Here is a 24,281-nt window from a genome sequence, read left to right on the forward strand (position 1 = left end):
CGCTTATGAGCCCCACCACAAAGAGGTCCAAGACGCCTGGCGTGGCCGCGCTGCGCCAGGTGGGGCGGATCTCGACGCTCGCCTGGGAGGTACTCAGGGCCATTCCCCGACGGCCCTTCCAGTTCCGCGAGTTCATCCAGCAGTGCTGGTTCTTCGCCAGCGTCACGATTCTGCCGACGGCACTGGTCGCGATCCCGTTCGGTGCGGTGATCGCGTTGCAGCTGGGTTCGTTGACGCAACAAATCGGTGCCCAGTCGTTCACCGGCGCGGCCAGTGCGCTGGCCATCGTGCAGCAGGCAAGTCCGCTGATCACAGCACTTCTGGTGGCCGGAGCGGGTGGATCGGCGGTGTGCGCGGACATCGGCGCCCGCAAGATCCGCGAAGAGATCGACGCCATGGAAGTGCTAGGAGTCTCGCCGGTACAACGGCTGATCGTGCCGCGTGTACTGGCCGCGATGGTTGTCGCCGTTCTGCTCAACGGCCTGGTCAGCGTGGTCGGCACGATGGGCGGCTACTTCTTCAACGTGATCATGCAAGGCGGTACGCCAGGCGCCTACCTGGCCAGTTTCAACGCCCTCGCGCAGCTGCCGGACCTCTGGATCAGCGAGATCAAGGCGCTGCTGTACGGTTTTGTCGCCGGGGTCGTGGCCGCCTACCGGGGGCTCAATCCCGCGGCCGGGCCGAAGGGCGTCGGCGACGCGGTCAACCAGGCCGTGGTGATCACGTTCCTGCTGCTGTTCTTGATCAACGTCGTGCTGACCGGGATCTATCTGCAGATCGTGCCCTCGAAGGGCCTGTGATGACGGCGCTGAAACCACGAGACCAGGAGCCCCGCGCGGCGATCGTGGATCTCGCCGCACGGCCGTTCAACGGGCTGGAGCGGCTCGGCAGGCAGCTGTCCTTCTATGTCAGGGCCTTGCTGTGGGCGCCTCGCACGATCCGGCGTTACGCCAAGGAGGTGCTCCGGCTGCTGACCGAGGTCAGCTTCGGTACCGGGGCGCTCGCGGTGATCGGCGGCACCCTCGGCGTGATGGTCGGGATGACGTTCTTCACCGGCACAATCGTTGGCCTGCAAGGATATTCCTCGCTCAACCAGCTCGGGACCGGCGCGCTGACCGGCTTCCTGTCGGCGTACTTCAACACCCGTGAGGTGGCGCCGCTATCGGCTGGGCTGGCGTTGTCGGCGACTGTCGGATGCGGATTCACCGCTCAGCTCGGTGCGATGCGGATTTCCGAGGAGATCGACGCGCTGGAGACCATGGCCGTGCCGAGCATGCCGTACCTCGTCACAACCCGTGTCCTGGCCGGAATCGCAGCGGTGATTCCACTGTACGCAGTCGGCCTCCTGTCGTCCTATCTGGCCTCTCGCGCGGTCACTGTCTACTTCTACGGCCAATCCGCCGGCACGTACGATCACTACTTCCATCTGTTCCTGCCGCCTGAGGACGTGCTCTGGTCGTTCCTCAAAGTGGTCGTGTTCAGCGTCGTGGTGATCCTGACCCATTGCTACTACGGCTACACCGCGTCCGGCGGGCCTGCAGGCGTCGGCGTGGCCGTCGGCCGGGCCGTGCGCGCGGCGATCGTGATGCTGTCCATCTTGGACTTCTTCCTCAGCCTGGCGATCTGGGGATCGACCACCACCGTTCGGATATCCGGATGATCTTGCCAAAAGTGTTGACACGCATCAAATACCATCTGTTCGGCCTGGTGTTCCTGGTGGTGATCGCGCTGTTTCTGGTATTGACGATCGCCGGGTATCGCAAGGCGTTCACGCCGGTGGTGATGGTCAGCCTGGAGACCGATCATGTCGGCAACCAGATGCGGGAAGGCGCCGACGTCAAGGTTCGCGGCATGATCGTCGGCGAGGTCCGGGCCATCCGGGCCACGGGTGACCACGCGGTACTCGATCTTGCGCTGCAGCCGGACAAGGTCGATGTCATCCCGGCCAACGTCTCCGCACGACTGCTGCCCAAGACCTTGTTCGGCGAGCGTTATGTCGCTTTGCAGCTACCACCGCAGCCTGAGACGCGCCGGCTCGTTGAAGGTTCTGTGATCCCACAGGACCGCAGCTCGGTGGCCATCGAGCTGGAACGGGTGCTCAACGACGTGATGCCCGTGCTGCAGGCCGTGCAGCCGGAGAAGCTGGCGATGACGTTGAACTCGTTGTCCACCGCGCTCGACGGCCGGGGCAAGCAGCTCGGCGAGACCCTGGTCCAGCTCAACGGCTACCTCAAGCAGATCAACCCGTTCCTGCCGGACCTCACCGCCGACATCAAGGCGCTCGGCTCGGTGTCGGACACGTTCAACCAGGCCGCGCCGGACATCCTGCAGGCGTTGTCCGACCTGACCACCACGACCAGGACCGTAGTGGACGAACGCACCAACCTTTCGACTCTCTTCGGCTCGTTGACCAACGCGTCCGTCGACTTGGGGAACTTCTTCCAGGTCAACAAGAACAACCTGATCAACCTGGTGGTCACGTCCCGCCCGACGCTTGACGTACTGGCCAAGTACGCGCCGGAGTACCCGTGCATGCTCAAGCAGATCGCCGAACGCGTTCCCGCGGCTGAAGCGGCCTTCGGCAAAGGACAAGCGCACCCGAACATGATGCGGGTGACCCTGGAGTTCACCGGAAATCGCGGCAAGTATCTGCCCGGAGTGGACACTCCCCGGTTCGACGACAAACGCGGACCGCGTTGCTACGAACAGGTTCCGATCTTCCCGCAGTACCCGCCGGGTGGCGCGATCAAGGACGGCTCGGTCAAACCGCCGCCGCCCAAGCAGACCAGCGGCACACAGATCATCCCCGGGTCGACCTCACCGCAGTCGGCCGGCATCGAGAACTCGATGTCAGAGCTGGAGCTGGTATCCGTACTGGTCGCGCCCAGGCTTGGCGTATCGCCGGACGAGGTGCCGGCATGGACAAGCTTCCTGCTCGCGCCGGTCTACCGGGGAGCGGAGGTGACCGTCGAATGAGGAGCGTCACCGGACCGATCATCAAGATGGCGATCTTCGCGATCATCACCGTCACGCTGACCGCGTTGCTCGGCGCGACCATCGCCAACAGCAACTTCGGCGGGACCTCGGCTTATCGAGCCCGATTTGCCGACGCGTCCGGGCTCAAGGTCGGCGACGACGTCCGGATTCTCGGCGTGAAGGTCGGCACGGTCGATTCACTGGCCGTGGTTGAGGACCGGTTCGCCGAGGTCAGGTTCGACATGGACGCGGGCCGCAGACTGCCCGCCTCAGCGACGGCCACGGTCAAGTACCGCAACCTCGTCGGCCAGCGTTATCTCGCACTCGGGACCGGTATCGGAAGCGCGGACCTGCTGAAACCCGGCGACACCATCCCGGTCGAGCGCACCAGGCCCGCATTGAACCTGACAGTCCTGTTCAACGGCTTCAAACCGCTGTTCCAGGCGCTCAAGCCGGAAGACGTGAACAAGCTCGCGTTCGAGATAGTCCAGGTGTTGCAAGGCGAAGGCGGCACGGTGGACAGCATCCTGCAGCACACCGCGACGCTGACGTCCACTATCGCCGGCCGTGACAAGGTGATCGGTGATCTGATCAACAACCTCAACACCGTGCTCGGCACCGTGAACGGGCGGGGCAACGAGGTGTCCGACCTGATTCTCAGCCTGCAGCAGCTGGTCTCCGGCCTGGCGAGCGACCGGGAGCCGATCGGTGAGGCGGTCTCCGCGCTGGGCGATCTGACCAGTACCACTGCCGGCCTGCTGGAACAGGCGAGGCCGTCGCTGAAACAGGATATCGCGTTGCTCGGGCCGTTGGCCGAGACGTTGAACAAGCAGGAGCCGCTGCTCGACGGGATGCTCAAGGGCCTGGAGAACCGGGCGGATACGTTCACCCGTACGGTCAGCTATGGCAGCTGGCTCAACTTCTACCTCTGCCGGATGTCCGGAACCGTAGGGGTATCGGCGTTGAACCTGCAGCTCAGCCTGCTTCCGGTGCCGTCGACCCAGATGCCGGAGAGGTGTGGACCATGAAACCTCTCAAGGAACGCAACCAAGCTACCGTCGGCGCTGCCACTCTAGCGATTCTGGTGCTCTCCACTCTGGCGGTGTTCTTCTCCGACGATCTACCGATCATCGGAACGGGAACGACGTACTCGGCGTACTTCAGCGACGCGAGTGGGCTGGCCGACGGCAACGAGGTGCAGATCGCGGGCGTGAAGGTCGGCGAGGTGTCCACTGTGGCACTGGCCGGCGACCAGGTCCGGGTGAGGTTCAAGGTCCAGGACGTCCGGCTGGGCGATCAGACCAAGGCCGCGATCGGCATCAAGACCCTGCTGGGCGAGAAGTTCCTCGCACTGGAGCCGTCCGGTGGCGGCGCGCAGGATCCAGGTTCGCCGATTCCACGCGCCAGAACGACAACACCGTTCGACGTCAACGCGGCACTGGGCGAGCTGAGCACGACCGTCGACGGGATCGACACCGGCAAGCTCGCCGAGAGCTTCCAGGTCGTGGCGGACACGTTCAAGGACACACCCCAGCACATGAAAGGCGCCCTGGAAGGGCTTTCGGCACTCTCCAAGACGATCTCCACTCGTGATCAGGCGCTGGCGTCGCTGCTCAGCAACACCAGCCAGGTCTCCAAGACCCTGGCAAGCCGAAACGACCAGATCACCAAGCTGATCGCGGACGGAAACCTGCTGCTGGCCGAGATCCAGCGCCGCAAGGACGCGATCAACCAGCTGCTGAAGGGAACCAAGGATCTCGCCGCCGAACTGCGTGGCCTGGTCGCGGACAACAAGGCACAGTTGCAGCCCGCGTTGCAGCAATTGGACAAGGTGACGTCGCTGCTGCAACGAAACCAGGACAACTTGAGCCGCGGGCTGGCCGCGTTGGCGCCGTTCGTGCGGATCTCGACCAACACCACGGGCAACGGCCGCTGGTTCGAGGGCTATCTGTGCGGGCTGTTGCCGCCGTACATCAATCTTGGGCCAGGCAAGACCAACGGTCTGACGATCAATCCGGACGGCTGCCTGCCGCCGATCTCGGGAGGTGGCCGATGACCATCCGGACACAGGGCCGGCTCGATATCGCCCGCCGGGTCGCAATCGCTTGCGTGCTGGGGCTTCTGCTCGCGGGCGGACTGTGGTGGGTGCTGCGGACGCCGAGTGGTTTGCGGGTGGCGGCGTACTTCGACAAGACCGTCGGTGTCTACTCTGGATCAGCCGTACGTGTTCTGGGCGTGCCGGTCGGCACGATCACCGACGTGCAGCCGCAGGGCGAACTCGTCAAGGTCGACATGCTCCTGGACAACGGCGTGCAGATCCCGGCTGCGGCGCGTGCGGTGATCGTCGCGCCTTCTCTGGTCAGCGATCGGTATATCCAGCTTGCTCCGGCGTACACCAGCGGTCCGGTGATGGCTTCTGGCGCGGTGATTTCGCGCGAGCAGACCGCGTCGCCCGTTGAGCTGGACGACTTGTACGCGAGCTTGAACAAGCTGACCACTGGACTCGGACCGAACGGCGCCAACGCCGACGGCGCTGTGTCCGATCTGCTCGACTCACTGAGCGGGACACTGAAAGGCAACGGGCAGGACCTCAACGACACGGTCAAGCAGTTGGCCGCCGCCGCTGACACGTTGTCGAACTCGAAGGACGACCTCTTCGCCACAGTGGACAGCCTGGGCAAGTTCACCGACGCACTGGCCAAAAGCGACAGTGCGGTACACGACTTCTATGGGCGGCTGGCCGATGTCAGCACGTTCCTGGCCGACGACCGGCAGGAAGTCGCCGACGCGCTGAGCTCACTGGCAGTCGCCTTGGGTGACGTGAAGTCGTTCGTCGGTGAGAACAAGGACCTGCTGGCGTCGAACGTGCAGAAGCTGACCGGAGTCACCAAGGCTCTGGTCGACCAGCGCGCGGCGATCGCGGAGATCCTGGATGTCGCACCGGTCGGTGCCACGAACCTGATCAACTCGTATGACGCCGCGTCAGGAACGATCGGGGTTCGTGCGGACCTGAACGAGTTCACGCACCCGCCGATCCTGATGGTCTGCCGGCTGATCGAGCAGGGCACGCCCAAGGCCGTACCGCAGACCCTGACCGACATCTGCAAGAAGCTCGCTCCTGTGCTGGACGGGACGCTGAAGCTGCCGACCGTCGCCGAGACGCTGCAATCCTTGCAGCAAGGCACATTGCCGCCGTTGCCGGTGCCGCTGCTCGAGGTGATGCGCAAATGAAACGCGCCGCACTCGTCTTGCTCCTGCTGCTCTCCGGATGCAGCGTGGGCGGGTTCGGCGGGCTCTACAACACGCCGCTGCCCGGCGGTGCGGATGTCGGCGAGCGTCCGTACCAGGTCACCGCTCAGTTCGGGGACGTGCTGGATCTGGTGCCGCAGGCCAGCGTCAAGGTCAACGACGTCTCGGTCGGCCGGGTGTCGAAGATCGAACTCACGCCGGACAACAAGATGGCGCTGGTGACACTGATCGTCAACGGCGCGGTCGCGTTGCCCGCCAACGCGGGCGCGGATCTGCGCCAGTCGAGCCTGCTGGGGGAGAAGTACGTTCAGCTCCGGCAGCCGGCCGGTGAACAGCCGCAGGGGCGGCTGGGTGACGGGGCGGTCGTGCCGTTGAGCCGGACGAACCGGAACCCGGAAGTCGAGGAGGTGCTGGGCGCGCTCTCGATGTTGCTCAACGGCGGCGGTGTCGGCCAGTTGCACAACATCGTCGGCGAGCTGAACAACGCGTTGTCCGGCAACGAGACACAGATCCGCGAGCTGCTGTCCAATGTCAGCACCGTTGTGTCGACTCTGGATGGTCAGCGGGATGCGATCGTACGGGCGATCGACGGGTTGAACCGGCTTTCCGGCACGCTGGTCAGCCAGACTGGGAACCTGACCAACGCACTCGACAACTTGGCCCCCGGATTGAAGGTTCTGGAAGAGCAACGTGGTCAGCTCGTGGCCATGTTGCGTGCTTTGGACTCGTTGTCCGGAGTCGCCGTGGACACGATCAACAAGAGCAAGGCCGATCTGGTCGCGGACCTGAAGCTGCTCGAGCCGACTCTGCGCAAGCTGGTCGAGACCGGTGACAGCTTGCCGGCGGCGCTGGAATACCTGGTCACGTATCCGTATCCGTCCTACGCGCTCAACGCGGTCCGTGGTGACTACTTCAACGTGGACGCCAAGCTGAGCCTGGACTTCAGCGAGATGATCAATAATCTGAGCAACTCCGGCCAGACGATACTGGCGCCGCCGGGACAGCCGTACGGCAACAACACCGGCCCGATTCCGCTGCCGATCCCCGTCCCGATCCTGCCTGACCTGCTCCCGAAGAACGCCACTCCCGCACCTGGCCAGTCGCCGCTGGGCGGGTTGCTCGGGACGTTGCTGGGAGGCGGCTGATGCTGACCCGTGGGATCAAACTCCGTGTCGCCGTGTTCGTGCTGATCGCGGTCGTCGCGGTCACCTATGCGGGCGCTCGGTACGCTGGTCTGGACCGGTTCTTCGGTGCGAGTGGTTACACGGTCACGGTTCGGCTGGCCGACTCGGGCGGGATCTTCACCAACGCCGAGGTGACGTACCGGGGCGTGACCGTCGGCCGGGTGGGTGAGTTGAACCTGGCCTCGGACGGCGTCGATGTCGAGCTGGTCATGGAGACTTCGCAGCAGATTCCGGCTGATGCCAAGGCGGTGGTGGCCAACCGGTCGGCTATCGGCGAGCAGTACGTCGATCTGCAGCCGAGCAGCGATCGTGGCCCGTACCTCGCTGCTGGGTCGGTGATTCCCCGCGAACGGACGAGTATTCCGCCTGCCGCCGAGACTGTTCTGTCCAACTTGGATGGTTTCGTTCGCAGCGTGCCGGCGGATTCGTTGCGTACCGTGGTGGACGAGTTGAATGCGGCATTTGCCGGGACCGGTCAGGATCTGCAGTTGCTGCTGGACTCGGCGGGCCAGTTCACGTCGACCGCGACGCGGTATCTGCCGCAGACGACCGGGTTGCTGAGCACGGGCCGCACGGTCCTGGAGCGTCAGCAGGCGGACGCCAAGCAGTTGATCACGTTCTCCAGCGGGCTGCGCAAGCTGTCCGAGCAGCTCAAGACGTCCGACCCGGACCTGCGCAAGCTGATCGAGGTCACGCCCGGTGTCGCCGACCAGGTGGTGGACATCCTGCGCACCTCGGGGCCGGACCTCGGCGTGGTGTTCGCGAACCTGCTGACCACAACCACGATCACCACCAGCAGGACCGCCGCGATCGAGCAGTTCCTGGTCGCCTACCCGGTGATCACCGCGTTCACCCCGAGCACCGCGCCGGACGGCACCGGCCACCTCGGGATCATGCTGAACTTCTTCGATCCGCCGCCATGCACCAGGGGCTACGAGGGCACAAAGCAGCGCAACGCCAGCCAGACCGATCCGGCCCCGGTGAACCGCAACGCCTACTGCGCTGAGCCGCCGAACAGCCCGATCGGCGTGCGAGGCTCGCAGAACGCACCGTTCGCCGGCGTGCCCAAGCAGGTCCCGCCTGGCGGGAACGCGACTCCTCCTGCCACACAGATGCCAGGCGTGTTGGGCCTGAGCAACGGCGGTGCTGGTTTGCACAGCATCGGCCAATTGCTAGGTTTGCCGGGATGATTGTCCGAGTGCTGGTTGTTCTCGCTGTGCTGGCTGTGGCCGCCGCGGGCTTCACGGGCTGGCGCTGGTGGAGTTCGTCCGATTCTGGTGCGGCTGATTTGGCCTCCCAGCGTGACAATGTGCTTGCGGTCGGGGAACGTCAGGTCGTCGAGTTGAACACTGTGGACTTTCAGACCCTCGACGCCGACTTCGACCGTTGGCGCGAGGCCGCGACCGGACCGCTGCTCGAACGTCTGCTACGCAACCGGGAGAGCGACCGTCAGACCACACTGGCCGCCAAGACCGTTGCGAAGGCTCGTGTTGTCACCGCCGCGGTGACGAACCTGAACACGTACAACGGGACCGCCAATGTGATCACCGCAGTGGAGATCACGGTGAGCCAGAACGGCACACAGCAACCGCCCAAGGTCAGCCGGATGGACGTCGACCTCGCCAGAACCGACGCTGGCTGGAAAGTGAGTGCGCTGGAGGTGGTCGGCACATGAAGCCCACCACGTCAGGCGTGCTCGCCGGGGTGATCGTCCTCTTTGTCTGCCTCGCCGTGTGGTTCTCAGTCACCCGGTCACCCGGCCCGGAGAACACGGCCTTGGTCGATGTCCCGGGCACCAACGCGGTGACCGACCAGGTCGGCCGCGCGCTTCGAACAGTGTTCTCCTACGACCCGGCCCGTATCGACCAGACATCCGTTGCGGCTCAGGACGTTCTGACCGGCGCGGCCATCGAGCAGTACAACACCCAGTTCGAAGCCGCCAGGAAACACGCCGCCGAGACCAAACAGGTGCTGACGACCGCGGTCCGGTCAATCGGCGTGGTCGAACTACGCGGAGATTCGGCGCGACTGCTGGTGTTCGTCGACCGGCAGATCATCCAGGGCGACAAACACGAATCCGGTGCCGCCCAGCTCCTGGTGACCGCGGTGAAGTCCGGCAGCGCGTGGAAGATCGCGGACATCCGGTTTCTATGAAGGCAGGTCGGCGGCGATCGCGGCGGCGGTGTTCAGCAGGGCCGGGAGCAGTTCGGTGTGCGTGCTCTCGAGGCTGCGGCTGACGTGGGTCGAGATGTTGACCGCAGCGAGGATTTTGCCCTTGATGGGGACCGCGATCGAGCGAAGGCCTTTCTCCAGTTCCTCGTCGACCATGGCCCAGCCCTGGGTGCGGATCCGGATGAGTTCGGCCTTGAACTCGGCCGGGTCGGTGATCGTGCGGTCGGTCATGGCTGTCAGGGGAGTCCTGCGGAGGTAGTCGTCCAGCCAGGCGTCGGAGTGGGCGGCGAGCATGACGCGGCCCATCGAGGCGGCGTGGGCCGGGAACCGGGTCCCGATCTCGATCATGACTTTCATGATCCGTTTGGTGGGGACGCGGGCGACGTAGACGATCTCCGTGCCGTCCAGGACGGACACCGAGCATGACTCGTGGACCTCGGCGGCCAGTTTTTCCAGGTGCGGACCGGCGACGTCGGGCAGGCCGAGGCTGGACAGGTAGGAGAAGCCCAGTTCGAGGACCTTGGGGCGGAGCGCGAACAGCTTGCCGTCGGTGCGCACATAGCCGAGTTCGACGAGTGTGATCAGGAATCGGCGCGCGGCCGCACGGGTCAGGCCGGCGATCCTGGCGACGTCGCTGAGGGTGAGTTCGGGGTTCTCCGCGTCGAACGCGCGGATCACGGCGAGTCCGCGTTCCAGTGACTGGACGAAGTCGCTCATCGCCCCAGCGCCCTGTCGATGAAGTCCGCCGAACAACCCAGGTATTTAGCCGGATCCAGCGCTCGGTCGACGTCCTCTTCGGACCAGTTGATCCCGGGAGCGTCGATCAGTGCCTGCCGGAACGGTTTTCCCGACTTGGTGAGCTCGCAGATCAGGTCGCCGGCCTTGGCTCGGCCGATTTCCTTGGCGAGCGCGCTGACCACGGCCTCGGCCATCACGAGGCCGTCGGTCATGTCGACGTTGGCGCGCATGCGATCCTTGTCCACACGCAGCCCGCCGAGCAGATCCGCCAGTCGTGCCGCCGCACCGCGGGTCAGACTGAACAGTGAATTCAGTGTTTCCCATTCGGCATGCCAGCTGCCGGCCGCGCGCTCGTGTTCCTGGGGCATCGCGGCGAGCATGGTCGAGACCAGACCTGGGATCTGTTTGACAGCAGCGGTGATCAGCACGGACCGCACCGGATTCTGCTTGTGCGGCATGGTCGAGGACCCGCCACCCGAAGACTCGGCGACCTCGCCGACCTCGGTCTGCGCGAGCAGTGTCACGTCCTGCGCGATCTTGCCGAACACCCCGGCCAGCACGCCGAGCGCGCAGGCCAGCTCGGCGAACCTGGTCCGGTTGGTGTGCCAAGGGATCTTCGGTTCAGCGAGACCGAGTTCCCCGGCGTAGAAGGTCACGACCTGAGGAATGTCGACGAAAGCCAACGTTCCCACCGCGCCACCCAGCTGCGCCTCCAGCTTGACCTGCCGAAGGTTCGCCGTGGCCTCGTCCAGCGCGACGAGCCATCCAGCGCACTTGAGCCCGAAGCTCGTCGGCACGGCATGCTGCATCAGCGTCCGGCCGATCATCACGGTGTCGCGGTGTTCGTCGGCGAGCCGGGCGCAATGACCAGCCGCGGCCGTCACATCGGAAAGGATCGACGAGACCGCATCCTTGGCGATGAGAGCGGCCGCAGTGTCCATGATGTCCTGGCTGGTTGCTCCAAAGTGGACATATTGGGCCGACTCGTCAGGCACCTTCGCGGTGAGCTGCCGGACCAAAGCAACCACCGGATTGCCGGACTTCACCGCAAGACGCCCGATCTCGGCTGGGTCGAAACCGTCGGCGGAGCAGTGCCGGGCGATCTCCGCGGCCGCCTCCCGCGGGATCACCCAGGCCTTGCTCAGCGCGATGGCCAAGGCCTGCTCGGCGGCGAGCAGCGCCGCGAGCCAGGCCCGGTCACTGACCCGTTCGCCGAACAGTCCTTCGAACACGGCGCCTATCCTGCCAGCTTCCGCAGTGCTGCGAGCTCCTCGTCGGTGGGCGCCGGTGTCACGGTCAGATCGGGCGAGACCTGCAACGGCCAGCCGGTCGCCTCGACCGCTTGCGCGGCCTCGATGCCCGGGTGGACCTGGGTCAGCGTGAACTCGCCGTCGACCGGGCGCAGGATGCCGAGGTCGGTGATGATCGTCTGCGGGCCTGCGCCGGAGAAGGTGGACCGGTCGCCCTGGCCGACCGACGTGACGAAGTCCAGCCGGTCGAAGAACGTGCGCCTGCTCTGCCGGACGATGATCACGACTTGTTTGCAGGAGGCCGCGATCTCCGGTGCGCCGCCCGCGCCGGGCAGCCGGACCTTCGGATCGGCGTAGTCCCCGATCACGGTGGTGTTGATGTTGCCGTACCGGTCGAGCTGGGCCGCGCCCAGGAAACCGACGTCGATCCGGCCGGGCTGCAGCCAGTAGTTGAAGATCTCCGGCACACTCACCAGCGAGTCGGCCGTCTCGGCCAGGATTCCGTCGCCAATGGACAGTGGCAACGACGTCGGCTTGGCACCGATACAGCCGGATTCGTAAATGAGCACCAGGTCTGGCGCATGAGTCGCACGGGCGAGGTTGGCCGCCGTGCTCGGCAGCCCGATGCCCACGAAGCAGGACGCGCCATCACGCAGCACACGAGCTGCGGCGACGGTCATCATCTCGTCGGTGGTGTAGCTCATCGGGCGACCTCCCCGAGCCAGCGCTGGAACTCTTCCCGGTCCCGGCTGATGGCGTCCCAGGCTTTGTAGTACTCGTTGTCTCTTACGTAATAGTCGTGTGCGTAAGAGGGGTGCGCGCCCTTCGGCACCTCGGCGACCATCGTGACCACCCAGCCGGGCAGTGTCACGGCGTTCGGCCTCGGCTCAAGCGTGTCGACGATCTCCTCGACGGTTACGAGAGATCGCTTCGCCGCGAGCACGGCCTCCTTCTGTACGCCGGTGATGCCCCAGAGTTGGACGTTGCCTTTACGGTCCGCGCGCTGCGCGTGGATCACAGTGACATCCGGGTTCAAGGCGGGCACCGCGGTGAGCGTCTCGCCGGTGAACGGGCACGTGATCGGTTTGATGGTGTCGGTGTGTTTCGGCAGGTCAGTGCCGGTGTACCCGCGCAGAACCGCGAACGGCAGGCCGGACGCGCCCGCGACGTACCTGTTGGCCATGCCGGCGTGGCTGTGTTCCTCGATCTCCAGCGGCACCGGCCACGCGTGCTGGACGGCGTCCCGGAACCGGTGCAGCGAGCCGACGCCGGGGTTGCCGCCCCAGGAGAAGATCAGCTTGCGCGCACAGCCCGCGCCGATCAGCTGGTCGTAGATGACATCGGGGGTCATCCGTACCAGCGTCAGGTCGCGGCGGCCCTGCCGGATGATCTCCTGCCCGGCGGCGAAGGGGATCAGGTGCGTGAAGCCCTCGAGCGCGACCACGTCGCCGTCGTGCACCAGCTCTCCGACCGCCTCGGCCAGCGTTGCGATCCTGGCCATCGAGCCTCCATCCCAGTCGTGTTCGGGATGCGAACAAGAATTCGCACTACGAACATCCTCGCAGGATGAACCGAAACCAGCAAATGCGACGTAGATCACTGGAGAAGGCCGGAATGAAACGCGTCCGCTTTACGTCATACGGGTGAGAGGTGTGCGTCTCGTGGGGGAACGCGTGCGCACGCTGTGTGAAGGGAGAGGGGACCATGACAATGAATGTCACGGTAGGGGAGACACCGATCTTCGACGAGCTCCGTGAGGCGCTCGGCGATTGGGACATCGACGAGCTCATCGGCCACGACGAGGGTGAATCCGGCCGCTGAGAACCGTCGGCAACGGCGTGTCGTGTGGGTGGCGGCTGCCCTGATGTAGTAGCAAGGCCGAATGGTCACCGATTGCCTTCTGTGCAGCCGGGGGATCGAGCACTGCCACGGCAGCCTTGTCGTGCACAGTGACGGCACCGCCGAATGCACCGACATCACCTGCGAAGACCTGCACGTCGACATGCATGAACTGGTGCTGGAGTGCGTCCAGCTCACCGGTGGATGCGTGTGCGTGGACGCCCTGGTCGCTTCTTGATCACTTCCGGGCCGGCGGGCGCCAGCCCATGGCCCGGGAGATGCCGTGCCCTGCCGCTCTCACCGCGGGGACGAGTGTGTGCGCGTTCGTCTCGACGGGGACCACGATGGACAGCGCGGCAATGACGGTATCGGTCGCGTCGCGGATGGGAGCCGCGATGGACTGGGTGATCATCTCGATCTGCCGGTCGCTGATGACGTAGCCGTCCCGGCGGGCGGCCGCGAGGACCTCGCGCAGCCTGGTCGTGCCGGAGATCGTCATCTCGGTGAATCGTTCCAGCGGCGCGCCGAAGATCCGGTCGCGGACGCCGTCATCGGCGTGGGCCAGCAGGATCAGGCCGACGCCGGTGGCGTGCAGCGGCATCCGGCTGCCGACCCTGGTCACCACGTTGACCGCGCCACGTGCGGAGATGCGTTCGACGTAGACGGCTTCGAGCTCGTCGCGGACCGCCAGCTGCACGTTCTGGCGGGTCGCCGAGTACAGGTCCTCCAGGAACGGCATGGCGCGTTCCCGCAGGCTGAGGGTGCCCGGCGACAGCGAGCCGATCTCCAGCAGGCGCAGGCCGATCCGGTAGCGGCCGTCGGAGCCGCGGGTGAGCCCGCCCCACGCGGTCAGTTCGGCGACCAGGCGATGGGTCGTGCTCAGGGGCAGCCCAGTCGTCGCGCTGAGTTCGGACAGGCTGAGCGCCGGCCTGGTCTCGCTGAAGGCATCCAGTACCCGGAAGACCCGGCTGGCCACCGACTCTGACGATTGCGCTGTCATGTGCCAAGTGTGCCTTCCGTCCAGTGGAAACCAGAGTCGCTGACGTGGCGATTATCCGTAACCCTGGAGGCATGCGCACTCAGGTGGCCATTGTGGGGGCCGGCCCGGCCGGCCTGTTGCTGTCCCATTTGCTCTGGCTGGACGGGATCGATTCGGTTGTCCTGGAGACCAGGAGCCGGGACTACGTCGAGCGCCGCGTGCGAGCCGGGGTGTGCGAGCACCCGACAGTGGAACTGCTCCGCGAGGTCGGGCTGGCCGGTCGGCTTGAGGAGGAGGGCCTGCCGCATCACGGCATCAACCTCCGCTTCGACGGCGAGGACCACCGGATCGCGCTGACCGACCTGACCGGCCGGGAAATCGTCGTTTACGGTCAGCAAGAGATCGTAAAAGACCTGATCGCGGCCAGACTGGCGGCCGGAGCGGAGATTCACTTCGAGGTCTCCGACGTCGAACTGCACGACGTCACCGGCGACAGCCCGCGTGTCACGTTCAAGGACTCGACCGGCGCGACGCAGGAACTCCGTGCGGACGTGATCGCGGGTTGCGACGGTTTCCACGGCGTCAGCAGACCGTCCATTCCGGACGGAATACTGCGGACGTACGACCACGTGTACCCGTTCGCCTGGCTCGGCGTCTTGGTCAAGGCGCCGCCGTCGCACGAGGAACTGATCTACACCAACCATGAGCGCGGCTTCGCGCTGCACAGCATGCGCACGCCGGAGCTGACCCGGCTGTACCTGCAGGTCGACCCGAATGACGTGCTGGCCGACTGGTCTGACGCGCGGATCTGGGACGAACTGCACGCGCGCCTGGCCGTCAACGGCGACTTCGAGTTGCACGAGGGCCCGATCGTGGAACGGCTGCTCTCACCGATGCGCAGTTTCGTGGTCGAGCCGATGCGTCACGGCCGGTTGTTCCTCGCGGGCGACTCCGCGCACATCGTCCCACCGACCGGCGCCAAGGGGATGAACCTCGCCGTCGCGGACGTTCTGGCGCTTTCCCGTGCCCTCAAGGCTTTGCTGACCGACGGGCGGACCGATCCTGTCGAGTCCTATTCGGACACGTGCCTGCGCCGGGTGTGGCGGGCCGAGCACTTCTCGTACTTCATGACCACCATGCTGCACCGCGACTACAGCGCTGATCCGTTCCAGCACAGGCTGCAGCTGTCTCAACTGCGTTACACCGCGACCAGTGTCGCCGCCGCGACAAGCCTTGCTGAGAACTACGTCGGCCTTCCGTTCTCGTAGGAGGATCCAAGTTGCCCCGTTATCTGAGCGACCCGCCTGAGACCCACCCGCCACTCGACAGCCCGGGCTACAAGTCGACTGCGTTGCGGCATCCGTTACAACGCCCGGTTCTGCTGCCACAGAAACTGACCGAGATCACCGGTCCGCTGCTCGGCGAAGGCAGGCTCGGGGCGAACGACAACGACCTGACCGTGCAGCACGCGGGCGAACCCCAGGGGCAACGGATCATCGTGCACGGCCGCCTGCTCGACGGCGACGGCCGGCCGGTGCCGAACTCGCTCATCGAACTCTGGCAGGCCAACGCGGGCGGACGCTACAACCATGTGCGCGACCGTTGGCCCAGCCCGATCGACCCGAACTTCGACGGCGTCGGCCGCACACTGACCGACGCCGAAGGCCGATACACATTCACGACGATCAAGCCGGGCGCATACCCATGGCAGAACCACGACAACGCCTGGCGGCCGGCGCACATCCACTTCTCGGTGTTCGGCCGATCGTTCACCCAACGGCTGGTCACCCAGATGTACTTCCCGGACGACCCGTTGTTCGCCCAGGACCCGATCTTCAACTCGGTACCCGACCCGGTCGCCAGGGCCCGGATGATCTCGTCATTCGACCTGTCGCGGACCGTGCCGAACTGGGCTCTGGCCTACTCGTTCGACATAGTGCTGCGCGGCCAGGAGGCGACCCCGTTCGAAGCGGAGGTGGATGACGAATGAGCACACCGTCCCAGACCGTCGGCCCATTCCTGTCCATCGGACTGCCCTGGCCAGACGGTCCGACAGTCGTTCCGGAGGGCACACCCGGCGCGATCCGCATCAGCGGCAAGGTCTACGACGGCGCGGGCGCACCCGTGCCGGACGCCCTGATCGAGACCTGGCAGGCAGATCCGGACGGACGTTTCGACCACCCCGACGACCCGAACGGCCCGCCCGGCAAACAGTTCCGCGCCTTCGGCCGCTGCCCGACCGAGGCGGACGGTTCATACTGGATTCTCACCCTGCTGCCGGGCGCGCTTGCAGGCCAGGCGCCCCACATCAACGTGTCAGTGTTCGCTCGCGGCCTGTTGCACCGAGTCGTCACCCGAATCTACTTCACCGACGACCCAAGCGACCCAGTCCTGTCCAGTGTGGACCCAGAACGCCGGCACACCCTGATCGCAACCCCGGCCGAAGACGGCTACACCTTCGACATCCGCCTGCAGGGAGCCGACGAAACAATCTTCTTCGACGTCTAGAGCCGTGCTCCAGACGGCCGATCACGGCCCTCGGCCCCCCGATTTCCAGCCTACCGGTGAGGTCTGACATCCAGCGTTGTCAGCAGGCTTCACTGCAGGAGTTGTCCACACCCCGCAGGCTGTCCACAGCCCAGGCAGCCCCACGATCACAAGCCGCCGAAACTGTCGATGCCTTCGGGTAGCGTGGATTCCGGGGGCCGGAGGCCGCCATAGGCCTGGCTTCGTATGTATGGGATTCCTGCGCAAGCACCAGCTCCGCCGTACCGGCTACATAGGCTGTGGGAGGCTCGGGGTCGGTTGTCCACAGCGGGGGTGTCGTCGCCGGTTGGATGTCGGTGGTCATCGGTAGGCTGGATCTCGGGGCCGGCGGCCGTGTCCAGCGTGAACCGGGACGTTCTCGCACCACTAGTCTCTGGGCATGTCTCGGATGTGGGCCGGTGTGCTGGCGGCTGGGCTTGTGCTGCTGGCGGCCTGTGCGGGGCCGCCGCGAGGGCCTGTCGAGCGGATCACGGGGGCATGCCGGCTGCTCACGTCTCTGCAGACCGGGTTCTATCTTGACCCGGATCTGATTCCGGTCGAGCACAATTTCGGCGGGATCAACGAGACCCTGTACTCGTGCTCCTACACCCGGAACAAGAGGATCGTGGTCGACTTCGTCGTGCGTGAGTTTCCCTCCCGCGGCGTCGACCCGGCGAGTCTGGTCGGCTCCATCGGTCGCCGCAGCCGCGTTCCGACGACCTCGATAGCCGGTGTCGGTGACGCGGCCATCCAGTACGACGAGAAGACAGCCGGCATCGCTGTGCTCGTCGCCGCCAAACGATCCGGTCCCAACAATCTCCGGCTTATCTCCTTCGACGCTGTGAAACCGTTTTCCGGTGACAGACTGGCCGCGCTGGGCGCGATCGTCATGTCCCGCCTCTAAAGTCCTTGGGGGAAGGCGAAAACCCGGTTCGGGTCGTAGCGTTTGGCGATGGCGCAGCCGCGGGAGGTTGGGGCCGTAGTAGGCCTGGGCCCAGTTGGGCATCTGCGGGTCGATGTAGTTGACGTATCCGTGTTCGCCGAACTCACGGCCGATCTGGTCGCGGACTTGGCCGATGGCTTGGCGCGCAGCGGTTTCGTTGCCATCGACCTGGTGGATGATCTGCATCCCGGCCAGGCTTGTGCGGTGCGGGAAGGCCGTGCCGTCGACGGGGACGCGCGAGATGGCGCCGCCGAAGCTGTCGATCAGGGTGTAGAGGCCTGGGGAACTGCGCAACACATCCGCTACGGCTTGCGGGTTCACCATCGGTTTCGTGATCATCCGGGAAGTGGCCACATAGGACCCTCGGTCCAGCTGTCCGTTGTCGCCGTTCCAGTTCGGGCGGCACTCCTGGGATGTCAGGTCCGAACAGCCGGCGAAGTAGCGCATCATTTCGATGTGGCCGAACTGCCTGCTCTGGCGCGTCAACGGTGCGGTGCCGACCCGGCGGACGAAATCGTCGAGCAGTGGCCGCAGGGCCTGCTCGACGCCGGCGTAGCAACCCGTGACCCAAACGGTCGCTTGCTTGTCGCCTGGCACACCGATCGCGGACCAGGCCTCGTCGGGGCCCTGTGCGTGCCAGTCCTGCCAGCCGGCGAGCAGGCCGGCCAGGGCCGCAGCGGGGAATTCGACTTCGAAGAGCGTGAGGTCGGTTGCCGGTGCGGTGCGAAACGTAAACGAGGTGACGATGCCGAAGTTGCCGCCACCGCCACCACGCAATGCCCAGAACAGGTCGGGTTCCGCGGCAGCCGAGACGGTGTGCAGACGGCCATCGGAAGTGACCACGCGAGCGGACAAGAGCCGGTCGCATGTCAGCCCGTGTTTGCGGGCCGTGATCCCAGTTCCGCCGCCTAGGGTCAGTCTGCCGATGCCCACGGACGGGCACGTTCCGCCTGGCAGCATCCGACCTGAGCGTGCCAGGGTTTCGTAGATGTCGATCAGCTGGGCACCGGCGCCGACGACCGCGGTGCCGTCCGCCTTCACCTCAATGGTGTCCATCCGGCCGAGGTCCACGACAAGGCTCTTGTCCCTGGTCGAATACCCGGCATAACTGTGGCCGCCGCTGCGGGCGGAGATCGGCGTGCGCGAAGTGGCCGCGACCTCGACGCACGCCTGAACGTCCTCCACACGCGCACAGCGCACGACCGCGGCCGGGCGCTGTGTGTCGTAGAGCTTGGAGAATCCTTGCTTCGCCTCGGGATATCCCTGGTCCTGTGGCAGGTACAACGGCCCGGTGAGCCGCTTGCGCAGCTTCTCCCAGTCCGGCGCCGCCGTCAGGTCGCCGACGCCCGCCACTGCCAGACCCTGCAAGAAACCACGACGGCTCAACGTCATGGCTCGACGTTAACCAGGCTCAGACATACGCGCCTGTTCACTCAGCGAGCGAGGCGTCCAGAGTGATGGTCGTGCCGGACAACGCCTTGGTCACCGGGCAGGTGCGCTCGGCGGTGGCCGCCAGCTCGGCGAACTTCTCCGCGTCCAGACCGTCCACTTCGGCGGTCAGCGTGATCGCGATGCCGCTGATCTGGAAGCCGCCCGCGGGGTCCGGGCCGAGGGTGACCTCGGCGCTGACGTCCAGGGAGTTCGCCGTGTAGCCGGCCGCCTCAAGCGTGCCGGACAGGTTCATCGCCAGGCAGGACGAGTGCGCGGCGGCGATCAGCTCCTCCGGGCTGGTCTGGCCCTCCGGGTTGCCGGCGCGGGTCGGGAAGGACACCGGGAACTGGCCGGCGTTGGACGAGTCGAGGGTGACGGTGCCGCCGCCCTTCTGCAGTCCGCCTTCCCAGTGGGTGGTCGCGTCGCGGCTAGGCATGGGTTTCTCCTTCAGTCGAGGTTCGTCTGGCGGACTGGGTGACCGTACGCAGCACTTCGATCAGGCCGCGCCGGGCCTCGTCGTCGAGCCCGAGCGCGCAGCCGATCACCGGCGGGATCGCGGCGGCACGTTCCCGCAGCGCGGTCCCCTCGGGCGTCAGGCTCACCACGACGCTTCGCTCGTCGTCCGCCTGGCGCCGGCGCGTCACCAATCCACGCGTCTCCAGCCGTTTGAGCAGCGGGGACACGGTGCCGTAGTCGAGTTGCAGCGCGGCACCGATCTCCTTGACCGGCCGGGCGTCCCGCTCCCACAGCACCAGGAGTACGAGGTACTGCGGATACGTGAGGTCCAGCTCGGTCAGCAACGGCCGGTACACGTCCGTGACCGCCCTGGACGCCGCGTACAACGCGAAACAGGCCTGCTCCTCCAGGAGAAGGTGACTGGCATCCGGTGAGGTCATACCGAGAACCGTAGCGTGCGATTACATCGTGTGCAAGGTATCTGTCGAGGGGGCTTCGAGCCGGAAGGCGGGGACGGCTACAGACGCGCCAGCGCGATGGACGCGAGGGCGGCGAGCCGGGTCTGGGAGAACGGCATCTGGGCGGTCACCGAGATCACCCGGATGTTGGAGCCCGCCTGTTTGGCGACAGTCAGCACCGCGAACCGGCGCCGCTGAAGCTCGTAGTACACGGCGGCGTCGCCAAGGCCCTGCATCGCCGTTGTCGTCCGTGCCCGGGCGCGCCGGCTGATGGAGTTGATCAACGCCGTCGGCGTCTGGCCCCTGGCCGCGATCTCGCCGACGGTGAACGCGACGACGGTATCGTTGCCCCGCTTGAAATCGCACCCGAAAAGGGTGTCGTCCGCGGACTGCTGCTCGAGCATGATCAGATCCGGGTCGAGGTACAGATTCACCTCTGGCGAGGCGAGAAACGGGCACGCGGCCGACAGTTGACGGACAGGTTCGGCAGTGCCTGCGCAGCCGGACAACAAGATCGTCAGGCCTGCCGCGACCGCCCAGCGTCTCGCCATACTCGCATGCTAAGGGAGAACGCAGAATTCGTTGCCCTCCGGATCGGCGAGCACCCGATGATCCGGGTGTGTGGCCACGAGAGTCGCGCCCAGCGGGAGCAGGTCGGTGTAATCGCCGGCCAGGTCGAGATGCACGCGGTTCTTGACGACCTTGGGCTCGGGCACGAGCTGGAAGAAGATGCGCGGGCCGTGGCCGAGCGGGATCAACAGCACCAGGGGATCGTCGTCCGGCGAGTCGATTCCCTGCTCGCGCAGCTCGGCCAGTTCGGCGTCGTCGTACGGCGCGATTTCGTAGTCCTCCAGCGTGGCGGCCCAGAACCGGGCCAGCGATGCGGGATGGCGGCAGTCGACGACGATGTCGCGAAGGCGAGGCATCAGCGGATGGTGTCAGGCCGCCGTCGTGATGTCGCGTGAATTGCGCCGACGGCCGGTGGCATGGTCGCCGGCACGCTGGCCGGGATGATGTACCCGGCCGCGCGTGCCGCGAGACTTTCACCCACAGACGCTTCGCGCGCCGAAGGCTCGTGTCGTGTGACAACGGGATGGCCACCACGGGGGGCTTTGATGACCAGCCCGTTCGTCACAGAGGGCATCGCGCAGGATGATCGGGGTGTTACGCCCCGGAATCGACCGTTGTGAAAAACGCACCGATAGCTGGTGACATGCGCGTCGTGAGCTCATGACGGAACACACTTTCGAGTCCGGTAGCCGCTGACGAACGATTGCAGCCATGAACGAAGAGTACGAGGCCTACGTCATGGCAGATCCTTCGTTTTACGACGCGATGCACTCCGAGCAGACCGCTGGAGAATCGTTCGCCGCTGCCAGCCGCACGCTGCCCGACGGGTGGCTCCGGTATGAGCAGGACGACTGGTTCGTACTCAACCCGCAGATCGACGGTACGCCCCTGCAGGGCTGGAAGATCCACGCTTCCGCGACGCAGTCCAACGCCGGCCGCGTGATCGACAAGATCTGGGACTACTGCATACCGCGCGGTATCCAGTTCAAGTTCCTGCGCTCGGAGATCGCGCTGCTGTCGCGTGTCTCGAAGTACGCGCCACGCGGCTTCAGCGGCAAGCTCGTCACGATCTACCCGATGGACGACACCCATTGCGAGCGGATCCTGACCGAGCTCGGACAGCTTTTGGACGGCGAGGAAAGCCCGTACATCCTCAGTGATCTGCGCTGGGGCAACGGCCCGCTCTATGTCCGCTATGGAGCGTTCGCCAATCGGTACACAGTGGATGAAACTGGGACGGTGGTCGACGCGATCGCCGAGCCGGACGGCACTTTGGTCGCCGATCGCCGTGGTCCTGTCTTCTACACGCCGCCGTGGGTGACACTGCCGGACTTCCTCAAACCGCATCTCGAAGCGCGTAACTCCGTTACGGTTCAAGGTCTTCCGTACACCTTCGACAGTGTTGTGCACTTCTCCAACGGTGGCGGAATCTACGTCGGCACGGATACCCGGATCGGCAAACAGATTGTGCTCAAGGAAGCGCGTCCGCACGCTGGGCTCGACGCGCAGGGCCACGACGCCGTGCGGCGGCTTGAACGTGAGCACAACACTTTGCGCCGGCTGGCCGGAATCCCTGGCATTCCTGAGGTCTACGACCTGTTCTGGGTCGGTGAGCACCGGTTCATGGCGATGGAGTACATCGAGGGGGATGTGCTGTCGAAGGCCATCACCATGAAATACCCGTTGATCGACCCGTCCGCGACCGCCGCCGACTATGCCGCCTTCACCGACCGGGCGCTGAACATCCATCGCCAGGTCGAAGCCACCATGGCGGCCGTGCACGAGCGGGGGATCGTCTACGGCGACCTGCATCTGTTCAACATCATGGTCCGGCCGGACGACACGATCGCGTTGCTCGACTACGAGGTCGCCGCGCCGGTCGAGGAGGCCACCAGGCCTGGTCTGGGTAACCCCGGGTTCACCGCCCCGCGCTCGGTCACCGGCTTCGGTATCGACAACTACGCTCTGGCGTGCCTGCGGCTGGCGATGTTCCTGCCGATGACCAACGTGATCGGCCTGCACCGGGTCAAGGCCAGGCACTTCGCCGAGATCATCGCTGAGCATTTCCCGGTCTCCAGTGAGTTTCTGGCCAAGGGTGTCGACGTGATCGTCCCACCGGACACTCCGCCGACACCGAGTCCGCGAATCTCGGCGGACCCCGCCGACTGGGACACGACCCGTGACGACCTGGTCCGTGCGATTCTCGCCAGTGCCACCCCACACCGCGACGACCGGCTCTTTCCCGGTGATCCCAGGCAGTTTGGCGTCGGCGGACTGGGAATCGCCTACGGTGCCGCCGGTGTCCTCTATGCCCTGTCGGTCACCGGCGGCCATCGATCCGAACAGTTCGACGCCTGGCTGGTGAGCCGCGCCACGAACCCGAAGTCCGGTTCGCGGATCGGACTCTACGACGGCCTGCACGGCGCCGCGTTCGCGATGGATCACCTCGGCTACCAGCAGCAGGCGTTGGACACATTGGACATATGCCTGCGGGAGAAGTGGGAGGCGCTCGGGCCGGACCTGTTCGGCGGGATCGCCGGCATCGGGCTCAACCTGCTGCATTTCGCCGATCGCACAGGCGAACCCGCGTTGCGCAAGGCCGCGCACCGGGCCGCGGAACTGATCGCCGAACGACCCGATGACGAAGGCGATTCCGGCATCAGTGGCGGCATCCATCCGCACGCCGGGTTGTTCCGTGGTCGCGCTGGGCAGGCGCTGCTGTTGATGCGCGCGTACGATGACACGGGAGACACCAACTTCCTTGACTGTGCTGCCAATGCTTTGCGGCAGGACCTGAAGCGCTGTTATCTGCGGGAAAACGGTGTGCTCGAGATCAATGAGGGCTGGCGCACCATGCCGTACCTTGACGGTGGCAGTGTCGGTCTGGGTATGGTTCTCGACGAGTACCTGGCGCGTAGGCACGATGACCAGTTCGCTGAGTCGAACCGTGGCATAGAGCAGGCCGCCAAGTCTACAATGTACATTCTGCCCGGCTTGTTCACCGGCCGAGCGGGTATTCTGGCTTACTTGGCTGGGCGGCTGCCCGCAGCAGACCCGTTGGTGGAAAATCAAATCCGCAACCTCGCATGGCACGCGTTGCCTTACGGCGGCGGGCTCGCGTTCCCGGGGACGGCTCTCATGCGGCTGTCGATGGACCTCGCCACCGGTACCTCCGGTGTGCTGCTCGCAGTGGGCGTGGCCTTGCATGACGGGCCAGTTCACCTGCCGTTGCTGGCGCCTGTGCGTCGCACGGCTCCACAGACCCCCGCGCCGACCGGCGTGGGTCAGTAAAACCCCCGACAAGGAGTAGACACATGTCTGTTCTGGACCTCCAGGGCATGGAAGCCGCACCGCAGACCGGCGGGCACGGTGGCGGCAGCTCCGGCAGCGGCCACAGCTGCCCCAGCAACCTGAGCGTCACCCTGTGCGGCGGCACCAGCGGCCTCTCCGTTCTGATCTGCCACTGAGCCAGGGCCGGTAGGACCGGCCTGCACGCTCTTGGAAAAATTC

General features: G+C 65.6%; 26 protein-coding genes. 16 read left to right on the forward strand and 10 right to left on the reverse strand.

Going from position 1 to position 24,281, the window contains the following annotated elements:
* Positions 1-5: 5 nt before the first annotated feature.
* From JOF56_RS23075 to JOF56_RS23120, 10 genes are read left to right on the forward strand one after another with little or no spacing between them, the layout of a single operon-like run.
* Positions 6-800 (forward strand): MlaE family ABC transporter permease, encoded by a 795-nt coding sequence (locus JOF56_RS23075; RefSeq protein WP_209641480.1) that lies wholly within the window; start codon positions 6-8, stop codon positions 798-800.
* On the forward strand, positions 800-1,660 hold the full coding sequence (locus tag JOF56_RS23080; protein WP_209641483.1) for an MlaE family ABC transporter permease: 861 nt from the start codon (positions 800-802) through the stop codon (positions 1,658-1,660). Before JOF56_RS23075 ends, JOF56_RS23080 begins: the two co-directional genes overlap by 1 nt.
* Positions 1,657-2,976 (forward strand): MCE family protein, encoded by a 1,320-nt coding sequence (locus tag JOF56_RS23085; RefSeq protein WP_209641484.1) that lies wholly within the window; start codon positions 1,657-1,659, stop codon positions 2,974-2,976. The genes JOF56_RS23080 and JOF56_RS23085 overlap by 4 nt, the downstream gene beginning before the upstream one ends.
* Positions 2,973-4,004, forward strand: coding sequence for an MCE family protein (locus tag JOF56_RS23090; RefSeq protein ID WP_209641486.1), 1,032 nt, complete (start codon positions 2,973-2,975; stop codon positions 4,002-4,004). The genes JOF56_RS23085 and JOF56_RS23090 overlap by 4 nt, the downstream gene beginning before the upstream one ends.
* Positions 4,001-5,032 (forward strand): MCE family protein, encoded by a 1,032-nt coding sequence (locus JOF56_RS23095; RefSeq protein ID WP_209641488.1) that lies wholly within the window; start codon positions 4,001-4,003, stop codon positions 5,030-5,032. The genes JOF56_RS23090 and JOF56_RS23095 overlap by 4 nt, the downstream gene beginning before the upstream one ends.
* Positions 5,029-6,207 (forward strand): MCE family protein, encoded by a 1,179-nt coding sequence (locus tag JOF56_RS23100; RefSeq protein WP_209641489.1) that lies wholly within the window; start codon positions 5,029-5,031, stop codon positions 6,205-6,207. The genes JOF56_RS23095 and JOF56_RS23100 overlap by 4 nt, the downstream gene beginning before the upstream one ends.
* Positions 6,204-7,370 carry an MCE family protein gene (locus tag JOF56_RS23105; protein WP_209641492.1) on the forward strand — a complete coding sequence of 389 codons (1,167 nt, stop codon included), beginning with the start codon at positions 6,204-6,206 and terminating at the stop codon, positions 7,368-7,370. The genes JOF56_RS23100 and JOF56_RS23105 overlap by 4 nt, the downstream gene beginning before the upstream one ends.
* Entirely contained in the window at positions 7,370-8,599 is a 1,230-nt protein-coding gene (locus JOF56_RS23110) for an MCE family protein (RefSeq protein WP_209641494.1), read from the forward strand. Before JOF56_RS23105 ends, JOF56_RS23110 begins: the two co-directional genes overlap by 1 nt.
* Positions 8,596-9,084: an Rv1363c family protein gene (locus tag JOF56_RS23115; protein WP_209641496.1), complete on the forward strand. Its 489-nt coding sequence runs from the start codon at positions 8,596-8,598 to the stop codon at positions 9,082-9,084. Before JOF56_RS23110 ends, JOF56_RS23115 begins: the two co-directional genes overlap by 4 nt.
* The gene (locus JOF56_RS23120) at positions 9,081-9,563 is read left to right on the forward strand and encodes a hypothetical protein (protein ID WP_209641498.1); all 483 of its coding nucleotides are present in this window, start codon (positions 9,081-9,083) and stop codon (positions 9,561-9,563) included. The genes JOF56_RS23115 and JOF56_RS23120 overlap by 4 nt, the downstream gene beginning before the upstream one ends.
* Here JOF56_RS23120 and JOF56_RS23125 read toward each other — a convergent pair.
* The 4 genes from JOF56_RS23125 to JOF56_RS23140 are packed head-to-tail and all read right to left on the reverse strand — an operon-like array spanning position 9,558 to position 13,070.
* Positions 9,558-10,298 (reverse strand): IclR family transcriptional regulator domain-containing protein, encoded by a 741-nt coding sequence (locus JOF56_RS23125; protein ID WP_209641500.1) that lies wholly within the window; start codon positions 10,296-10,298, stop codon positions 9,558-9,560. The two genes, JOF56_RS23120 and JOF56_RS23125, sit on opposite strands and share 6 nt — an antisense overlap.
* On the reverse strand, positions 10,295-11,551 hold the full coding sequence (pcaB, locus tag JOF56_RS23130; protein WP_209641502.1) for a 3-carboxy-cis,cis-muconate cycloisomerase: 1,257 nt from the start codon (positions 11,549-11,551) through the stop codon (positions 10,295-10,297). Before pcaB ends, JOF56_RS23125 begins: the two co-directional genes overlap by 4 nt.
* A 5-nt stretch (positions 11,552-11,556) precedes the next feature.
* Positions 11,557-12,273 (reverse strand): CoA-transferase subunit beta, encoded by a 717-nt coding sequence (locus JOF56_RS23135; RefSeq protein WP_209641504.1) that lies wholly within the window; start codon positions 12,271-12,273, stop codon positions 11,557-11,559.
* Positions 12,270-13,070, reverse strand: a complete 801-nt coding sequence (locus JOF56_RS23140; protein WP_209641506.1) for a CoA transferase subunit A — start codon at positions 13,068-13,070, stop codon at positions 12,270-12,272. Before JOF56_RS23140 ends, JOF56_RS23135 begins: the two co-directional genes overlap by 4 nt.
* Positions 13,071-13,451: 381 nt before the next feature.
* Between JOF56_RS23140 and JOF56_RS23145 the strand changes: the two genes are divergently transcribed.
* Positions 13,452-13,646, forward strand: coding sequence for a hypothetical protein (locus tag JOF56_RS23145; RefSeq protein WP_209641508.1), 195 nt, complete (start codon positions 13,452-13,454; stop codon positions 13,644-13,646).
* On the opposite strand, the gene JOF56_RS23150 is transcribed toward JOF56_RS23145, so the two are convergent.
* Positions 13,647-14,408: an IclR family transcriptional regulator gene (locus JOF56_RS23150; protein WP_209641509.1), complete on the reverse strand. Its 762-nt coding sequence runs from the start codon at positions 14,406-14,408 to the stop codon at positions 13,647-13,649.
* A gap of 71 nt (positions 14,409-14,479) precedes the next feature.
* Here JOF56_RS23150 and JOF56_RS23155 point away from each other — a divergent pair, with 71 nt between their 5' ends.
* Genes JOF56_RS23155 through pcaG form a run of 3 tightly spaced genes read left to right on the forward strand, consistent with a single transcriptional unit; the run spans position 14,480 to position 16,895 of the window.
* Positions 14,480-15,655, forward strand: a complete 1,176-nt coding sequence (locus JOF56_RS23155) for a 4-hydroxybenzoate 3-monooxygenase (protein WP_209641511.1) — start codon at positions 14,480-14,482, stop codon at positions 15,653-15,655.
* A gap of 11 nt (positions 15,656-15,666) precedes the next feature.
* Positions 15,667-16,377, forward strand: a complete 711-nt coding sequence (pcaH, locus tag JOF56_RS23160) for a protocatechuate 3,4-dioxygenase subunit beta (protein WP_209641512.1) — start codon at positions 15,667-15,669, stop codon at positions 16,375-16,377.
* Positions 16,374-16,895, forward strand: coding sequence for a protocatechuate 3,4-dioxygenase subunit alpha (gene pcaG, locus JOF56_RS23165; protein WP_209641514.1), 522 nt, complete (start codon positions 16,374-16,376; stop codon positions 16,893-16,895). The genes pcaH and pcaG overlap by 4 nt, the downstream gene beginning before the upstream one ends.
* A gap of 79 nt (positions 16,896-16,974) precedes the next feature.
* Here the strand turns inward: pcaG and JOF56_RS58135 are convergent, their stop codons facing one another.
* The 5 genes from JOF56_RS58135 to JOF56_RS23195 all read right to left on the reverse strand — a co-directional run bounded on the left by JOF56_RS58135 (position 16,975) and on the right by JOF56_RS23195 (position 21,127).
* Positions 16,975-19,248: an FAD-binding oxidoreductase gene (locus tag JOF56_RS58135; protein ID WP_245378361.1), complete on the reverse strand. Its 2,274-nt coding sequence runs from the start codon at positions 19,246-19,248 to the stop codon at positions 16,975-16,977.
* A 37-nt stretch (positions 19,249-19,285) separates the two neighbouring features.
* The gene (locus tag JOF56_RS23180) at positions 19,286-19,723 is read right to left on the reverse strand and encodes an OsmC family peroxiredoxin (protein WP_209641518.1); all 438 of its coding nucleotides are present in this window, start codon (positions 19,721-19,723) and stop codon (positions 19,286-19,288) included.
* Positions 19,716-20,183 carry a MarR family winged helix-turn-helix transcriptional regulator gene (locus JOF56_RS23185; RefSeq protein WP_209641521.1) on the reverse strand — a complete coding sequence of 156 codons (468 nt, stop codon included), beginning with the start codon at positions 20,181-20,183 and terminating at the stop codon, positions 19,716-19,718. Before JOF56_RS23185 ends, JOF56_RS23180 begins: the two co-directional genes overlap by 8 nt.
* Before the next feature lie 77 nt (positions 20,184-20,260).
* Positions 20,261-20,752 (reverse strand): hypothetical protein, encoded by a 492-nt coding sequence (locus JOF56_RS23190; protein WP_209641523.1) that lies wholly within the window; start codon positions 20,750-20,752, stop codon positions 20,261-20,263.
* Positions 20,753-20,761: 9 nt separating this feature from the next.
* Positions 20,762-21,127 carry a VOC family protein gene (locus JOF56_RS23195; RefSeq protein WP_209641525.1) on the reverse strand — a complete coding sequence of 122 codons (366 nt, stop codon included), beginning with the start codon at positions 21,125-21,127 and terminating at the stop codon, positions 20,762-20,764.
* A 355-nt stretch (positions 21,128-21,482) separates the two neighbouring features.
* Between JOF56_RS23195 and lanKC the strand changes: the two genes are divergently transcribed.
* Positions 21,483-24,062: a class III lanthionine synthetase LanKC gene (gene lanKC / locus JOF56_RS23200; protein WP_209641527.1), complete on the forward strand. Its 2,580-nt coding sequence runs from the start codon at positions 21,483-21,485 to the stop codon at positions 24,060-24,062.
* A 23-nt stretch (positions 24,063-24,085) separates the two neighbouring features.
* The gene (locus JOF56_RS23205; protein WP_209641529.1) at positions 24,086-24,238 is read left to right on the forward strand and encodes a SapB/AmfS family lanthipeptide; all 153 of its coding nucleotides are present in this window, start codon (positions 24,086-24,088) and stop codon (positions 24,236-24,238) included.
* The last annotated feature ends 43 nt before the right edge of the window (positions 24,239-24,281 follow it).

It is taken from the genome of Kibdelosporangium banguiense (genome assembly GCF_017876405.1).
Lineage (GTDB): Bacteria > Actinomycetota > Actinomycetes > Mycobacteriales > Pseudonocardiaceae > Kibdelosporangium > Kibdelosporangium banguiense.